Origin of the sequence: Pseudomonas sp. Colony2, assembly GCF_019382755.1 — a bacterium.
Lineage (GTDB): Bacteria > Pseudomonadota > Gammaproteobacteria > Pseudomonadales > Pseudomonadaceae > Aquipseudomonas.
This window is the reverse complement of sequence record NZ_CP080030.1, coordinates 2,065,533-2,079,672: the sequence shown is the minus strand read 5'-3', so window position 1 is coordinate 2,079,672 and position 14,140 is coordinate 2,065,533. Positions and strand designations below refer to the sequence as shown.

Annotated in this window: 16 protein-coding genes; 12 read left to right on the top strand and 4 right to left on the bottom strand. The window is 61.4% G+C overall.

What is annotated here, in order from left to right; genetic code table 11:
* Window positions 1–13 precede the first annotated feature (13 nt).
* The 5 genes from JV201_RS08985 (at window position 14) to JV201_RS08965 (ending at window position 4,639) form a co-directional block, all read left to right on the top strand.
* Window positions 14–517, top strand: a complete 504-nt coding sequence (locus JV201_RS08985) for an ureidoglycolate lyase (RefSeq protein ID WP_003209110.1) — start codon at window positions 14–16, stop codon at window positions 515–517.
* Window positions 518–567: 50 nt separating this feature from the next.
* Window positions 568–1,869, top strand: a complete 1,302-nt coding sequence (locus tag JV201_RS08980; RefSeq protein ID WP_219406766.1) for a urate hydroxylase PuuD — start codon at window positions 568–570, stop codon at window positions 1,867–1,869.
* A 196-nt stretch (window positions 1,870–2,065) separates the two neighbouring features.
* Window positions 2,066–3,418: a nucleobase:cation symporter-2 family protein gene (locus tag JV201_RS08975; protein WP_219406765.1), complete on the top strand. Its 1,353-nt coding sequence runs from the start codon at window positions 2,066–2,068 to the stop codon at window positions 3,416–3,418.
* Window positions 3,419–3,461: 43 nt separating this feature from the next.
* Window positions 3,462–3,857, top strand: coding sequence for a hypothetical protein (locus JV201_RS08970; RefSeq protein ID WP_219406764.1), 396 nt, complete (start codon window positions 3,462–3,464; stop codon window positions 3,855–3,857).
* Window positions 3,854–4,639, top strand: a complete 786-nt coding sequence (locus JV201_RS08965) for an outer membrane protein OmpK (RefSeq protein ID WP_003209104.1) — start codon at window positions 3,854–3,856, stop codon at window positions 4,637–4,639. The genes JV201_RS08970 and JV201_RS08965 overlap by 4 nt, the downstream gene beginning before the upstream one ends.
* A gap of 140 nt (window positions 4,640–4,779) precedes the next feature.
* On the opposite strand, the gene JV201_RS08960 is transcribed toward JV201_RS08965, so the two are convergent.
* Together JV201_RS08960 and JV201_RS08955 are read right to left on the bottom strand one after the other, a co-directional pair.
* A complete protein-coding gene (locus JV201_RS08960; protein ID WP_087694783.1) occupies window positions 4,780–5,931 on the bottom strand; it encodes a patatin-like phospholipase family protein in 1,152 nt (383 codons plus the stop codon).
* Window positions 5,932–5,963: 32 nt separating this feature from the next.
* Entirely contained in the window at window positions 5,964–6,899 is a 936-nt protein-coding gene (locus tag JV201_RS08955) for a lipid A biosynthesis lauroyl acyltransferase (RefSeq protein ID WP_219406763.1), read from the bottom strand.
* 118 nt (window positions 6,900–7,017) lie between these two features.
* On the opposite strand from JV201_RS08955, the gene minC reads away from it, so the two are divergent.
* The 5 genes from minC to JV201_RS08930 all read left to right on the top strand — a co-directional run bounded on the left by minC (window position 7,018) and on the right by JV201_RS08930 (window position 11,218).
* The gene (gene minC / locus JV201_RS08950; RefSeq protein WP_219406762.1) at window positions 7,018–7,755 is read left to right on the top strand and encodes a septum site-determining protein MinC; all 738 of its coding nucleotides are present in this window, start codon (window positions 7,018–7,020) and stop codon (window positions 7,753–7,755) included.
* Between the two features lie 199 nt (window positions 7,756–7,954).
* The gene (gene minD / locus JV201_RS08945; RefSeq protein ID WP_003209098.1) at window positions 7,955–8,767 is read left to right on the top strand and encodes a septum site-determining protein MinD; all 813 of its coding nucleotides are present in this window, start codon (window positions 7,955–7,957) and stop codon (window positions 8,765–8,767) included.
* A gap of 3 nt (window positions 8,768–8,770) precedes the next feature.
* The gene (minE, locus tag JV201_RS08940; protein WP_003175252.1) at window positions 8,771–9,025 is read left to right on the top strand and encodes a cell division topological specificity factor MinE; all 255 of its coding nucleotides are present in this window, start codon (window positions 8,771–8,773) and stop codon (window positions 9,023–9,025) included.
* Window positions 9,026–9,121: 96 nt separating this feature from the next.
* Window positions 9,122–9,757 (top strand): RluA family pseudouridine synthase, encoded by a 636-nt coding sequence (locus JV201_RS08935; RefSeq protein ID WP_008432172.1) that lies wholly within the window; start codon window positions 9,122–9,124, stop codon window positions 9,755–9,757.
* 171 nt (window positions 9,758–9,928) lie between these two features.
* On the top strand, window positions 9,929–11,218 hold the full coding sequence (locus JV201_RS08930; protein ID WP_219406761.1) for a M18 family aminopeptidase: 1,290 nt from the start codon (window positions 9,929–9,931) through the stop codon (window positions 11,216–11,218).
* Window positions 11,219–11,361: 143 nt separating this feature from the next.
* On the opposite strand, the gene glp is transcribed toward JV201_RS08930, so the two are convergent.
* Both glp and moaB read right to left on the bottom strand, forming a co-directional pair.
* Window positions 11,362–12,588 (bottom strand): gephyrin-like molybdotransferase Glp, encoded by a 1,227-nt coding sequence (gene glp / locus JV201_RS08925; protein WP_219406760.1) that lies wholly within the window; start codon window positions 12,586–12,588, stop codon window positions 11,362–11,364.
* Complete coding sequence (gene moaB / locus JV201_RS08920) at window positions 12,572–13,111, bottom strand: molybdenum cofactor biosynthesis protein B (RefSeq protein WP_003209092.1); 540 nt, start codon at window positions 13,109–13,111, stop codon at window positions 12,572–12,574. Before moaB ends, glp begins: the two co-directional genes overlap by 17 nt.
* 75 nt (window positions 13,112–13,186) lie before the next feature.
* On the opposite strand from moaB, the gene mobA reads away from it, so the two are divergent.
* Window positions 13,187–13,789 carry a molybdenum cofactor guanylyltransferase MobA gene (mobA, locus tag JV201_RS08915; RefSeq protein ID WP_177035739.1) on the top strand — a complete coding sequence of 201 codons (603 nt, stop codon included), beginning with the start codon at window positions 13,187–13,189 and terminating at the stop codon, window positions 13,787–13,789.
* A gap of 80 nt (window positions 13,790–13,869) precedes the next feature.
* Complete coding sequence (locus JV201_RS08910; RefSeq protein ID WP_003209090.1) at window positions 13,870–14,091, top strand: YgdI/YgdR family lipoprotein; 222 nt, start codon at window positions 13,870–13,872, stop codon at window positions 14,089–14,091.
* Window positions 14,092–14,140 lie beyond the last annotated feature (49 nt).

The window sequence follows — 14,140 nt, the reverse complement described above, 5'->3', positions numbered from 1 at the left end:
TAAGAAGACAGCCATGCGCACACTGATGATCGAACCCCTGACCAAAGAAGCCTTCGCCCCTTTCGGAGACGTTATCGAAACCGATGGCAGCGATCACTTCATGATCAACAACGGGTCGACCATGCGCTTTCATAAACTGGCGACGGTTGAAACCGCCACGCCAGAAGATAACGCGATCATCAGCATCTTCCGCGCCGACGCGCAGGACATGCCGCTGACCGTGTGCATGCTGGAACGACACCCGCTGGGCAGCCAGGCTTTCATCCCGCTGCTCGGCAACCCCTTTCTGATCGTGGTCGCGCCACTTGGCGATGAACCTGTATCGGGCTTGGTCCGCGCCTTCGTTACCAACGGCAGGCAGGGCATTAATTACCATCGCGGCGTCTGGCACCACCCGGTGCTGACGATCGAAAAGCGGGATGACTTCCTGGTGGTTGATCGCAGTGGCACAGGCAATAACTGCGATGAGCATTTTTTCAAAGAGGATGAGCGGTTGATCCTCGCCCCCCACCAATAAGAGAAGGTCTGATCACTCGACGACAGAGTGACAGGCGAGAGGTAAAGACTGTGGAAGCACATTTGATGGAATGGCTGAACCTGAGCGTGCGCTGGGTTCACATGATCACCGGCGTCGCCTGGATCGGCGCTTCGTTCTACTTCGTTTGGCTGGAAAACAACCTCAACCGCGTCAACCCCAAGGACGGCCTCGCCGGTGACTTGTGGGCGATCCACGGTGGCGGTATCTACCACCTGGAAAAATACAAACTGGCCCCACCGACCATGCCGGACAACCTGCACTGGTTCAAATGGGAAGCCTACTTCACCTGGATGTCCGGCATCGCGCTGCTGTGCGTGGTGTTCTACGCCAACCCGACCTTGTACCTGCTGGCCCCGGGCAGCAGCCTCAGCGGTCCGGAAGGTGTGTTGCTGGGCCTCGGCTCGCTGCTGGCCGGCTGGTTCATCTACTCCTTTCTCTGCGACTCGGCACTGGGCAAGCGCCCCGCCCTGCTCGGCCTGATCCTGTTCGTGCTGTTGATTGCCGCCGCGTACGGCTTCAGCAAGGTGTTCAGCGGTCGTGGTGCGTACCTGCACGTGGGCGCCGTGATCGGCACCATCATGGTGGGCAACGTGTTCCGCATCATCATGCCGGCCCAGCGTGCGCTGGTGGCGGCCATCGCCGAAAACCGCACGCCCGACCCGGCACTGCCGGCCAAGGGTCTGCTGCGTTCGCGCCACAACAACTACTTCACCTTGCCGGTGCTGTTCATCATGATCAGCAACCACTTCCCGAGCACCTACGGCAGCCAATACAACTGGCTGATCCTCGCAGGTATCGCGGTGGCGGCGGTGTTGGTGCGTCACTACTTCAACACCCGTCACAACAGCCAGAAATACGCCTGGACCTTGCCGGTGGGCGCACTGGCAATGATTTGCCTGGCCTACGTGACCGGCCCAAAACCGGTGGCGACTGCACCGGAAGTGGCCAAGGCGCCAGCGGCCATCGAGTACCAGCCGCTGCCGGAAACGGCGTTGGGTGGCGGGCTTAAACCGGCTGCTCCAGTGGCACCKGCACCGGCACCTGCCGAAGCAGCACCGGCCCAGGCATCGATTGATTTTGACAAGGTCCACGGGGTGATCCAGGAGCGCTGCGCGGTGTGCCATTCGGCCAAGCCGACAAGCCCGCTGTTCAGCACCGCGCCGGCCGGGGTGATGTTTGATACGCCGCAGCAGATCCAGCAAATGGCCCCGCGCATCCAGGCACAGGCCGTGGCCAGCCAGATCATGCCGCTGGGCAATATCACCCAGATGACCCAGCAGGAACGGGACTTGATTGGCACCTGGATCACTCAGGGGGCGCGTACCAACTGACTGATTAACGCAGGACTAGTGTGGGAGCGGGCTTGCTCGCGAATGCGGTGTGTCATTCAACACTTCAGGTGACTGAACCACCGCGTTCGCGAGCAAGCCCGCTCCCACATGGGATCTGCGGTGTGCTTTGACGAATGAGTTCCACCCGGCAATTGAATGCCGAACAACACAACAATAAAAAGATCCGAGGTGTTGCATGTCCCAGCTAGAAACGCAGACTCCTGCCGCGCCCGCCATGGTGCGGCTGCCCCTCTTGCAACTGATTCTGGTAGGCCTGCAACACGTCTTGCTGATGTACGGTGGCGCCGTCGCCGTGCCTTTGATCATCGGCCAGGCCGCGGGCCTGAGCCGTGAAGAAATCGCCTTCCTGATCAACGCCGACCTGCTGGTGGCGGGCATCGCAACCATGGTCCAGTCCTTCGGCACCGGCCCGGTAGGCATTCGTATGCCGGTGATGATGGGCGCCAGTTTCGCCGCTGTCGGCAGCATGGTGGCCATGGCCGGCATGCCCGGCATCGGTCTGCAGGGGATCTTCGGTGCGACCATCGCCGCCGGTTTTTTCGGCATGGTGATCGCGCCGTTCATGTCCAAGGTCGTGCGCTTCTTTCCACCGCTGGTGACCGGTACCGTGATCACCGCCATTGGTCTTTCGCTGTTTCCCGTCGCGGTCAATTGGGCCGGCGGTGGCGCAGCGGCGTCCACGTTTGGCTCACCGATTTACCTGGCGATTGCCGCGCTGGTGCTGGCCACCATCCTGCTGATCAACCGTTTCATGCGCGGCTTCTGGGTGAATATCTCGGTGCTGATCGGCATGGCCCTCGGCTACGGGCTGTGCGGGATGATCGGCATGGTCGACCTCAGCGGCCTGGCGCGCGCCCCGTGGGTGCAAGTGGTGACGCCACTGCATTTCGGCATGCCCAAGTTCGAGTTGGCGCCGATCCTGTCGATGTGCCTGGTGGTGGTGATCATCTTCGTCGAGTCCACCGGGATGTTCCTCGCCCTGGGCAAGATCACCGGCCAGGAAGTCACGCCGAAAATGCTCCGCCGTGGCCTGTTGTGTGACGCCGGCGCATCGTTTTTTGCCGGGTTCTTCAACACCTTCACCCACTCCTCGTTCGCGCAGAACATCGGCCTGGTGCAGATGACCGGCGTGCGCTGCCGTTCGGTGACGATCGTGGCCGGCGCGTTCCTGATTGTGCTGAGCCTGCTGCCCAAGGCCGCCTTTTTGGTAGCGTCGATTCCACCCGCAGTGCTGGGCGGCGCGGCGATTGCCATGTTCGGCATGGTGGCAGCCACCGGGATCAAGATCCTCCAGGAAGCCGACATTGCCGACCGTCGTAACCAGTTGCTGGTGGCGGTGAGTATCGGCATGGGATTGATCCCGGTGGTACGTCCCGAATTCTTTGCACAGCTGCCGCTATGGATGAGCCCGATCACTCACAGCGGCATCGCCATGGCCACGATCAGCGCGCTGTCGCTGAACCTGTTATTCAACATCCTGGGTGGCGCCGAACGCGCTGCCCCAAGCGCTCACGCACACCCACATTGATTCCTGCGTCACAACAAAAACAATAACGATCAGGGAACACACCATGTACGCCATTCACCCGGGGCCGGCCACGCGCCGTGCCCCATTCTCGCCCCGCGCGCTCTTTAACGGCGCACTTGAGCACAGGCCTGGGAGTCAGTATTCTCGGCGCCCGCTCAAATCGACTCAAAAAAAAACAGCGAATGTAAAAGCTGACTGCAAGGCCAACTTATCCCGGCCCCACGTCCGCAGCCAACGTGTGCAAAAACCCTCCGAATTCGACTGTGTTCATCACAGCCGACGGGGATTTTTTGGCTTTTTAAACACCTTGGCGCAGCTCTTGCTAAAAGCATCAAAGCTGACCGAACAGACGATTTTTGCGGCAAGCCAAAAGACGCCACACCAGAGCGTCCGCTTAGAAAAAAAACCAGAAACCTTTACCTCGGGAGCAACCGAATGAAACGTACCGTGAACAGCCTGATGCTGGCAGGATCCCTGCTGGCCGGGGGCCAGGCCATGGCCGGTGATCTGCTGCAGTGGCAGAACAACAGCCTGACTTATCTGTGGGGCAAGAACTTCACTGTTAACCCGCAGATCCAGCAAACCGTGACCTTCGAACACGCCGATGCGTGGAAGTACGGCGACAACTTCTTCTTCCTCGACCGCATCTTTTACAACGGCAAGGAAGACGGCAATGTCGGCCCGAGTACTTACTACGGTGAGTTCAGCCCACGCTTGTCGTTCGGCAAGATTTTCGACAAGGACTTGTCGTTCGGTCCGATCAAGGACGTGTTGCTGGCGTTCACTTACGAGTTCGGCGAAGGCGACAACGAGTCGTACTTGCTCGGCCCGGGCTTCGACCTGGCAATCCCTGGTTTCGACTACTTCCAGCTGAACTTCTACCAGCGCCAGACCGAAGGCAATCGCCCGGGTGACGGCGTATGGCAGATCACACCGGTGTGGTCGTACACGATCCCGGTGGGCAACTCCAATGTGCTGATCGACGGCTTCATGGACTGGGTGGTGGATAACGACAAGAACGCCCGCGGCACTTACCACGCCAACCTGCACTTCAACCCGCAGATCAAATATGACCTGGGCAAGGCGTTGCATTGGGGCGAGAAGCAGTTGTATGTCGGTATCGAATACGACTACTGGAAGAACAAGTACGGGATCCAGGACAGCGGCGCGTTCGAGACCAACCAGGACACTGCGAGCCTGTTGGTGAAGTACCACTTCTAACCACACCGCCTATCCCCTGTGGAATCGGGTTTATGTGGGAGCGGGCTTGCTCGCGAATACGGTGGGTCAGTCAATACATCTGGCGACTGACACACCGCATTCGCGAGCAAGCCAGCTCCCACACAAGCCCGCTCCCACATTCAGTCCGGTGTCAGGCCCAGGAACCGCTGCAACTCTTCGCGCTTGGCCAGCGCATCCCGCCTTCCCAATTCGATCAATTCGCTGCAATACCCCGCCTCGAACAGCAGGTAGCTGAGCACACCCGCGCCACTGGTTTTGGTCGCCCCCGGCCCGCGCAGAAACAGGCGCAATGCCGCCGGCAATTCCTGGCGGTGACGTGCCGCGATTTCGTCGATTGGCTGACTGGGAGCGATCACCAATACTTCCACTGGCGCCAAACCTTGTATCGCCGCGTTGGCCGGCAACACGTGGCTGAACTGGTTCAGGCGCTCAAGCAATTCGATATCGCTTTCCAGGCTGTCGATGAACGTGCTGTTGAGCATGTGCCCGCCGATCTGCGCCAACGTCGGCTCCTGGCCGGTGAAGGTGCGCGCCGGGTTCGATGGATCGTTGCCACGCGGGTTGCCACTGACCCCCACCACCAGCACGCGGCTGGCGCCCAGGTGCAACGCAGGACTGATCGGCGCCGACTGGCGCACCGCCCCGTCACCAAAATATTCCTGCCCGAGTTTGACCGGCGCAAACAGCAACGGAATCGCCGAGCTGGCCAGCAAATGTTCAACGGTCAATTGGGTGGGAATGCCGATGCGCCGATGCCGCAACCAGGCATCGATGGTGCCGCCGCCCTGATAGAAGGTCACGGCTTGCCCGGACTCGTATCCGAACGCGGTCACCGCCACAGCATGAAGGTGTTTCTCGCGGATCGACTGCGCGATGCCTTCCAGGTGCAGTTTGTCGCGCAACAAGTCCCGCAGCGGCGAACTGTTGAGCAGCGCCACTGGCACCTGCGCCCCCATCCCCAGCAGGCTGTGGATAAGGAATCGACTCGCCTGGCTGATCACCCCGGGCCAGTCGCTGCGCAGCACCAGGTGGCTGCGAAAGCCCTGCCAGAAGGCGGTCAGGCGCTGGATGGCGGCGGTAAAGTCCATGGCGCCACTGGCCAGGCTCACCGCATTGATCGCCCCGGCCGAGGTGCCGACAATCACCGGAAACGGATTGGCCGCGCCCGGCGGCAACAGCTCGGCTATCGCCGCCAGTACCCCCACCTGATAGGCGGCCCGCGCCCCGCCGCCGGAAAGAATCAAGCCTGTGACCGGTTCAGCTGGGCGCATTGCATCACTCCATGGTGCTTGGGGACTTCAGATCAACGGCGACGTTTTTCATACAGTTTAGGCTCACCTGGCGGCCGGCTCTTGAAGCGGCGGTGCGTCCACAGGTATTGCTCGGGGCATTCGCGCACGGAGGCTTCGACCCACAGGTTGATGCGCAGGCAGTCGATCTCGTCGGTTTCACCGGGGAAGTCGGTCAGCGGCGGATGGATCACCAGGCGATAACCGCTGCCGTCGGCCAGGCGTTCCTGGGTGAACGGCACCACCAGTGCCTTGCCCAGGCGGGCGAACTTGCTGGTGGCGGTCACGGTGGCGGCCTGAATGCCGAACAATGGCACGAAGATACTTTGCTTGGCGCCGTAGTCCTGGTCCGGTGCGTACCAGATCGCACGACCGGCCCGCAGCAGCTTGAGCATGCCGCGCACGTCTTCGCGCTCTACGGCCAAGGAGTCGAGGTTGTGCCGCTCGCGGCCACGGCGCTGGACGAAATCGAACAAGGGGTTGCCGTGCTCGCGGTACATGCCGTCGATGGTGTGCTTCTGCCCGAGCAAGGCGGCACCGATTTCCAGGGTGGTGAAATGCAGGGCCATGAGGATCACGCCCTTGCCTTCCAGTTGCGCCTGCTTGAGGTGCTCCAGCCCTTCGACATGGGCCAGGCGCGCCAGGCGCGGCTTGGACCACCACCAGCTCATGGCCATCTCGAAGAACGCGATGCCGGTGGAGGCAAAGTTTTCCTTGAGCAAATGTTTACGCTCTTTAGCGGACTTTTCCGGGAAGCACAGTTCCAGGTTTCGTGCGGCGATACGTCGACGTTCACCGGCCACCCGGTACATTCCCGCCCCCAAGGCACGGCCAACCCCCAGTAAAGCCCGGTACGGCAACTGCACAATCAGCCACAGCAAACCCAGCCCCAGCCATAACAGCCAGAAGCGCGGATGAAAAAATACAGCTCGAAAACGCGGGCGATCCATTCAAGATTCCGGTAAAGACAACGGCCGCGCATTCTACAACGGTTCGACCCGGCTTGCGGCTAGCGGATGTTCTCGTTATAAGTCTCGACACTTTTCGTGACAAGCCGCTTTGCCGACCATGAGCCAAACCGAACCGCTAGACCAAGATCCCGTGTTCCAGTTGAAAGGCAGCATGCTCGCCATTACCGTGCTGGAACTGGCCCGCAACGACCTTGATGCCCTGGACCGCCAGCTCGCCGCCAAGGTCGCCCTGGCGCCGAACTTCTTCAACAATGCACCGCTGGTGCTGGCCCTGGACAAGCTCCCGGCCAGCCAGGGCGCGGTCGACCTGCCCGGGCTGATGCGCGTGTGCCGCCAGCATGGCCTGCGCACCCTGGCGATCCGTGCCAGCCGTATCGAAGACATCGCTGCGGCAATCGCTATTGAACTGCCAGTACTGCCGCCGTCGGGTGCCCGCGAGCGTCCGCTCGACCCGTTGGTCGGCGAAGAGAAGAAAAAACCGGAGAAACCGCCGGAGCCGACGATCAAGCCGACAAAGATCATCACCTCTCCCGTACGGGGCGGGCAGCAGATTTACGCCCAGGGTGGCGACCTTGTCGTCATCGCCCCGGTCAGCCCGGGGGCGGAACTTCTCGCCGATGGAAACATCCATGTATACGGCCCCATGCGTGGTCGTGCCCTGGCCGGCATAAAAGGTGACACCAAGGCCCGTATTTTTTGCCAGCAGTTGACCGCTGAGCTAGTGTCCATCGCAGGCCAGTACAAGGTTTCGGAAGATTTGCGCCGCGATCCGCTGTGGGGGGCCGGGGTACAAGTCAGCCTGTCGGGCGATGTGTTGAACATCGTTCGTCTTTAACGGATACTGCCGCATTTTCCAAGCATCTCTGGACTCTGATAGCACAGCGAAAACGGCAAAACTTGTGTAGGAATAATTTTAAGGTGGGGTTTGCCCAGGCAAACCGTGCTTTCTCCTACAAGAGCTGCCCGCCTGCAGCGAGTGACAAGAGATGTTTTTCAGGGACTAAAAAGTCCTTTTTCCTTAGGGGTGAAACACCTTGGCCAAGATTCTCGTGGTTACATCCGGCAAGGGTGGTGTGGGTAAGACCACCACCAGCGCCGCTATCGGTACCGGCCTCGCTCTGCGCGGCCACAAGACAGTTATCGTCGACTTCGACGTCGGCTTGCGTAACCTCGACCTGATCATGGGCTGTGAACGCCGCGTGGTTTACGACTTCGTCAACGTCGTCAATGGCGAAGCCAACCTGCAACAGGCACTGATCAAGGACAAGCGCCTTGAGAACCTGTATGTACTGGCCGCCAGCCAGACCCGCGACAAAGACGCGCTGACCAAGGAAGGCGTGGGCAAGGTCCTTGCCGAACTGAAGGAAACCTTCGAATACGTGGTGTGCGATTCCCCGGCGGGTATCGAGACCGGTGCTCACCTGGCGATGTACTTCGCCGACGAAGCCATCGTCGTGACCAACCCTGAAGTCTCCTCGGTACGTGACTCGGACCGCATGCTCGGCCTGCTGGCCAGCAAGTCCCAGCGCGCCGAGAAAGGTGAAGATCCGATCAAGGAACACCTGCTGCTGACCCGCTACAACCCTGAGCGCGTCAGCAATGGCGAAATGCTCGGCGTTGAAGACGTGAAGGAAATCCTCGCCGTGACCCTGCTGGGTGTGATCCCGGAATCCCAGGCCGTCCTGAAGGCATCCAACCAAGGTGTGCCGGTGATTCTTGACGACCAGAGCGACGCCGGCCAGGCGTACAGCGATGCGGTAGATCGCTTGCTGGGCAAGACCGTGGAACATCGCTTCCTCGATGTTAAGAAGAAGGGATTCTTCGAGCGTATCTTTGGAGGCAACTAAACAATGAAATTTCTCGACTTCTTTCGCGCCAACAAAAAGCCAAGTACCGCGTCGGTAGCGAAAGAGCGTCTACAGATCATCGTGGCGCACGAACGCGGCCAACGCAGCACCCCGGATTACCTGCCAGCCCTGCAGAAGGAACTGGTGGAAGTGATCCGCAAGTACGTCAACATCGGTAACGATGACGTGCATGTCGCCCTGGAAAATGACGGCAGCTGCTCGATTCTGGAACTCAATATCACCCTGCCTGATCGTTGATCGAAAAGGCGGTCGCCACGGCGGCTCGGTTACCTGGCTCCCCTCACGGGGCCGGGTGAGCGAGCCGCCGTTGGCGTTTGTTACGAGGCTGTTTTAATGCCGTTGTCCAATGTCCATATCCTTCATCAGGACGCTGCTGTCCTGGTGGTGAACAAGCCTACCCTGCTGCTCTCGGTGCCCGGTCGCGCCGACGACAACAAGGACTGCCTGATCACCCGCCTGCAGGAAAACGGCTACCCCGAAGCCCGCATCGTCCATCGCCTGGACTGGGAAACGTCCGGGATCATCCTGCTGGCCCGAGACGCGGATACCCACCGTGAACTGTCCCGCCAGTTTCATGACCGGGAAACCGAAAAGGCCTACACCGCACTGTGCTGGGGCCAACCGGAACTGGACAGCGGCAGCATCGACTTGCCCTTGCGCTACGACCCACCGACCAAGCCACGGCACGTGGTGGACCACGAGTTCGGCAAGAACGCGCTGACCTTCTGGAAAGTCCTGGAGCGTTGCGGCGACTGGTGTCGGGTTGAGCTGACACCGATCACCGGCCGCTCCCATCAACTGCGCGTGCATATGCTGTCCATCGGGCATCCGTTGCTGGGCGATGGCTTGTACGCCCACGAACAGGCCTTGGCTGCCTGGCCACGTCTGTGCCTGCACGCCAGCATGCTGAGCTTCACCCATCCCCAGAGCGGCGAGCGTCTGCGCTTCGAGTGCCCCGCGCCGTTTTAACCTGTAAACGCAATTAAAATGTGGGAGCGGGCTTGCTCGCGAATGCGGTGGATCAGTTAGCTCATTCGGCGACTGACACACCGCATTCGCGAGCAAGCCCGCTCCCACATTTGTTCTGTGCACTTATCCCGTCGGACGGTAAACTCGCGCCATTGCTGTCTGGAGCTACTTATGCGCGAAGAGTTGAACCAAGGCCTGATCGACTTCCTCAAGGCCTCCCCTACCCCGTTCCATGCCACCGCCGCCCTTGCACAGCGCCTGGAAGCGGCCGGTTTCCAGCGTCTTGACGAGCGCGAGACCTGGACCACCGAGGCCAACGGGCGCTACTACGTGACCCGCAACGACTCCTCGATCATCGCCTTCAAGCTCGGCCGCCACTCGCCCCTGCAAGGCGGCATCCGCCTGGTCGGCGCCCACACAGACAGCCCGTGCCTGCGGGTCAAGCCACAGCCTGAACTTCAACGCCAGGGCTTCTGGCAACTGGGTGTGGAAGTGTACGGCGGCGCGCTGCTGGCGCCGTGGTTCGACCGCGATCTGTCCCTGGCCGGCCGCGTCACTTTGCGCCGCGACGGCAAGGTCGAAAGCCAGCTGATCGACTTCAAACTGCCCATCGCGATCATCCCCAACCTGGCCATTCACCTGAACCGTGAAGCCAACCAGGGTTGGGCGATCAATGCCCAGACCGAACTGCCGCCGATCCTTGCGCAGTTCGCCGGTGACGAGCGCGTAGACTTCCGCGCAGTGCTGACCGAGCAACTGGCTCGTGAACACGGGTTGAACGCTGACGTGGTGCTCGACTATGAGCTGAGCTTCTACGACACCCAGAGCGCGGCCGTGATCGGCCTCAATGGCGACTTTATCGCCGGTGCCCGCCTCGACAACCTGCTGTCGTGCTACGCCGGCCTGCAAGCCCTGCTCACCGCCGAAACCGATGAAACCTGCGTGCTGGTATGCAACGACCACGAAGAAGTCGGCTCGTGCTCCGCCTGTGGTGCCGACGGCCCGATGCTGGAGCAGACCCTGCGCCGCCTGCTGCCGGAAGGTGATGAATTCGTACGCACCATCCAGAAGTCGCTGCTGGTGTCTGCCGACAACGCCCACGGCGTGCACCCCAACTACGCCGAGAAGCACGACGCCAACCACGGCCCGAAACTCAATGCCGGCCCGGTGATCAAGGTCAACAGCAACCAGCGCTACGCCACCAACAGCGAAACCGCCGGGTTCTTCCGCCACCTGTGCATGGCCGAAGAAGTGCCGGTGCAGAGCTTTGTGGTTCGCAGCGACATGGGTTGCGGCTCGACCATCGGCCCGATCACCGCCAGCCACCTGGGCGTGCGCACCGTGGATATCGGCTTGCCGACGTTTGCCATGCACTCGATTCGCGAGCTGTGCGGCAGCCACGACCTGGCGCACCTGGTGAAGGTGTTGAGTGCGTTCTACGCGAGTCGCGACTTGCCGTAATTGCAGGATGAACACAAATCAAATGTGGGAGCGGGCTTGCTCGCGAATGCAGAGGGTCAGTCAATACATCGGGTGACTGATCCACCGCTTTCGCGAGCAAGCCCGCTCCCACATTTTGATCTTCATTGTTTGATAGATCGGGCTCAGTTCAACACTTCACTCAGCGGAATGAAGTTGACCCGGTCACCGATCTCCAGCGTCGTCCCCTCCAGCACTTCTACCAAACCTTCGGCCCACGCCGCGCTACGCAGCACACCCGAGCTCTGGTTGCGGTAGATGATCGCCTTGCCCTGCTCCAGCCGCCCGCGCAAATACTCGCGGCGATTCCCCGGCTTGGGCCAGACAAACCCCACGGGCACTTCAATGCGCAGCGGCTGCACGTCTTCCACGCCCTGGCGGCGCAACAGGTAAGGCCGCGCCAGCAAGGCAAAGGTCACCAGCGTCGACGCCGGATTGCCCGGCAAACCGATCACCGGTACACCACGGAAATGCCCGAACGTCAGCGGCTTGCCCGGCTTGATTGCCAGCTTCCACAGCGCCAGCTCCCCTTCTTCCCGCAGCGCAATCCCGAGAAAATCCGCCTCCCCCACCGACACACCGCCGGTGGACAGAATCAGGTCTACCGAGCCCAATGCGCCCAGGCGTTCGCGGGTTTGTTCCAGGTCGTCCGGCAGGATCCCGGCGTCCACCACTTCGCAGCCCAGGCGCTCCAGCCAGCTGCACAGCACTCGGCGATTGCTGTTGTAGATCTGCCCGGGACCCAGCGGCAGACCCGGCTCGATCAACTCGTCGCCGGTGGACAGCACAGCCACGCGGGCGCGTCGTACCACCTCCAGCCGATCACGACCCAGCGAAGCCGCCAGGCCCAACTCGATCGGGCCCAGGCGTGTACCTGCTGGCAACACCCAGTCGCCCACCGTGGTTTCCTGGCCTTGGGGACGGATGTTTTGATCCACCTGCAACGCTTCGGTGAAGCTCACCCGCTGATCGGCATGGACCACGGCGTTTTCCTGCATCTCGACGCAGTCCGCGCCCTCCGGTACCGGGGCTCCGGTGAAGATCCGCGCGCAGGTACCGGCAGCCAAGGGCTCGGGTGCCGTGCCCGCAAAAATGCGCTGGCTGACTACCAGTGGCTCACCGGTCCAGTCCGCCAGGCGCAGGGCGTATCCGTCCATGGCGCTGTTGGGCCAGGGCGGCAAGTCCAGCGTGGAGATCAACGCCTGGGCCAGCACCCGACCATCACACTCGGCCAGCGGCAACGTTTCCGGCTCGCGGATCGGCGCTGCCTCGGCCATCGCCAGCAATTGTTCGAGGGCGTCTTCCACCGGCATCAACGCGCCGGTCTTGCCCGGCTTACCCACGGGATTCACAGGGCTCGGCCTGTTTCAAATGCGGGACGAAGTTGCACGGGCGGTGACGGTTATCCAATTGCTCGGCGAGAATCCCGTCCCAACCGGTGCGCACCGCGTTGGTGGAGCCCGGCAGGCAGCACACCAGTGTGCCGTTGGCCAGGCCGGCCAGGGCACGGGATTGCACGGTGGAGGTGCCGATATCGGCCACGGAGATTTGCCGGAACAGTTCGCCGAAACCATCCACCTGTTTATCCAGCAGGCAGCTCACCGCTTCCGGGGTGCTGTCGCGGCCGGTGAAGCCGGTGCCGCCGGTGATCAACACCACCTGCACCACGTCTTCGGCAATCCAGTGCGCCACTTGCGCACGGATTTTGTACAGATCATCTTTAAGCAAAACTCGCTCGGCCAGCAGGTGACCGGCGGCGGTCAGGCGGTCGACGAAGACCTGGCCCGAGGTGTCGGTTTCCAGGGTGCGGGTGTCGCTGACCGTCAATACAGCGATATTCAGGGGTACAAAGGGCGCATCAGCCTTGGCTTTCATGGCTCGGTCCGGTTGTCGAAGGAACAGCCCGATGTTATATCACAGCCCCCCATTTCACTGCCCGCAGGAGCCGTCATGCCAAGCCATTCTTCCCCACTGCCCTGCTCGATCCTTTTGCTGGCCGGCGGTCGTGGCCAGCGCATGGGCGGCCTCGACAAGGGCCTGCTGGACTGGCACGGGCAGCCGCTGATCGCGCACCTGCATCGCCTGGTGCGGCCGTTGACCGACGACCTGATCATCTCCTGCAATCGCAACCAGGCGCAGTACGCGGCCTACGCCGATCAATTGGTCGGCGATGACAGCCCCGACTTTCCCGGGCCACTGGCCGGCATTCGCGCAGGACTGGCGGTGGCGCAGCATGGGCATCTGCTGGTATTGCCGTGCGATGTGCCGCAGATCGATGCACGATTGCTCGCCGACCTGCGCAGCACGGCGCAGCAAAACCCGTTGCTGCCGGTGATGGTGCGCCACGGCGATTTCTGGGAACCGCTGCTCTGCGTGATCCCCACTTCGCTGCGCGAGCCCTTCGAACGGGCCTGGGCAGCCGGCGAGCGCAGCCCGCGCCAGATCATGCAGGCGCTGGGGGCCAAGGCCCTGGATTGCCCCGCCGACGATCCGCGCCTGGCCAACCTCAATACACCGGAGTTGTTGCACCGCCCGCCCAGCGTGTCAGAATGAGCGTCGAACAAGGAACTTTGCCGACGTTACACACGTCACAAGGTCAGTACTCAACAAAGCATTCTCTCGGAGACAAACTCATGACTCAACGGACCATCGCCGCTCTCATGCTTGCACTGGGCCTCGCTACCCTTGCCGGTTGCGCCTCGCCGACAGTGATCACCCTGAATGACGGTCGCGAAATCCAGGCCGTCGACACTCCTAAATTCGACAAGTCCACCGGCTTCTACGAATTCGAACAGCTGGATGGCAAGCGCACCCAGATCAACAAGGATCAGGTTCGCACCGTTAAAGACCTGTAAGTCTTAACGCCAGATACAAAAAAGCCCGCGTAATGCGGGCTTTTTCGTT

Coding starts and splice junctions, on each gene's coding strand:
- JV201_RS08985 (WP_003209110.1), top strand. CDS start 14: ATGCGCACACTGATGATCGAACCCCTGACCAAAGAAGCCTTCGCCCCT.
- JV201_RS08975 (WP_219406765.1), top strand. CDS start 2,066: ATGTCCCAGCTAGAAACGCAGACTCCTGCCGCGCCCGCCATGGTGCGG.
- JV201_RS08970 (WP_219406764.1), top strand. CDS start 3,462: ATGTACGCCATTCACCCGGGGCCGGCCACGCGCCGTGCCCCATTCTCG.
- JV201_RS08965 (WP_003209104.1), top strand. CDS start 3,854: ATGAAACGTACCGTGAACAGCCTGATGCTGGCAGGATCCCTGCTGGCC.
- JV201_RS08960 (WP_087694783.1), bottom strand. CDS start 5,931: ATGCGCCCAGCTGAACCGGTCACAGGCTTGATTCTTTCCGGCGGCGGG.
- JV201_RS08955 (WP_219406763.1), bottom strand. CDS start 6,899: ATGGATCGCCCGCGTTTTCGAGCTGTATTTTTTCATCCGCGCTTCTGG.
- minC (WP_219406762.1), top strand. CDS start 7,018: ATGAGCCAAACCGAACCGCTAGACCAAGATCCCGTGTTCCAGTTGAAA.
- minE (WP_003175252.1), top strand. CDS start 8,771: ATGAAATTTCTCGACTTCTTTCGCGCCAACAAAAAGCCAAGTACCGCG.
- JV201_RS08935 (WP_008432172.1), top strand. CDS start 9,122: ATGCCGTTGTCCAATGTCCATATCCTTCATCAGGACGCTGCTGTCCTG.
- JV201_RS08930 (WP_219406761.1), top strand. CDS start 9,929: ATGCGCGAAGAGTTGAACCAAGGCCTGATCGACTTCCTCAAGGCCTCC.
- moaB (WP_003209092.1), bottom strand. CDS start 13,111: ATGAAAGCCAAGGCTGATGCGCCCTTTGTACCCCTGAATATCGCTGTA.
- mobA (WP_177035739.1), top strand. CDS start 13,187: ATGCCAAGCCATTCTTCCCCACTGCCCTGCTCGATCCTTTTGCTGGCC.
- JV201_RS08910 (WP_003209090.1), top strand. CDS start 13,870: ATGACTCAACGGACCATCGCCGCTCTCATGCTTGCACTGGGCCTCGCT.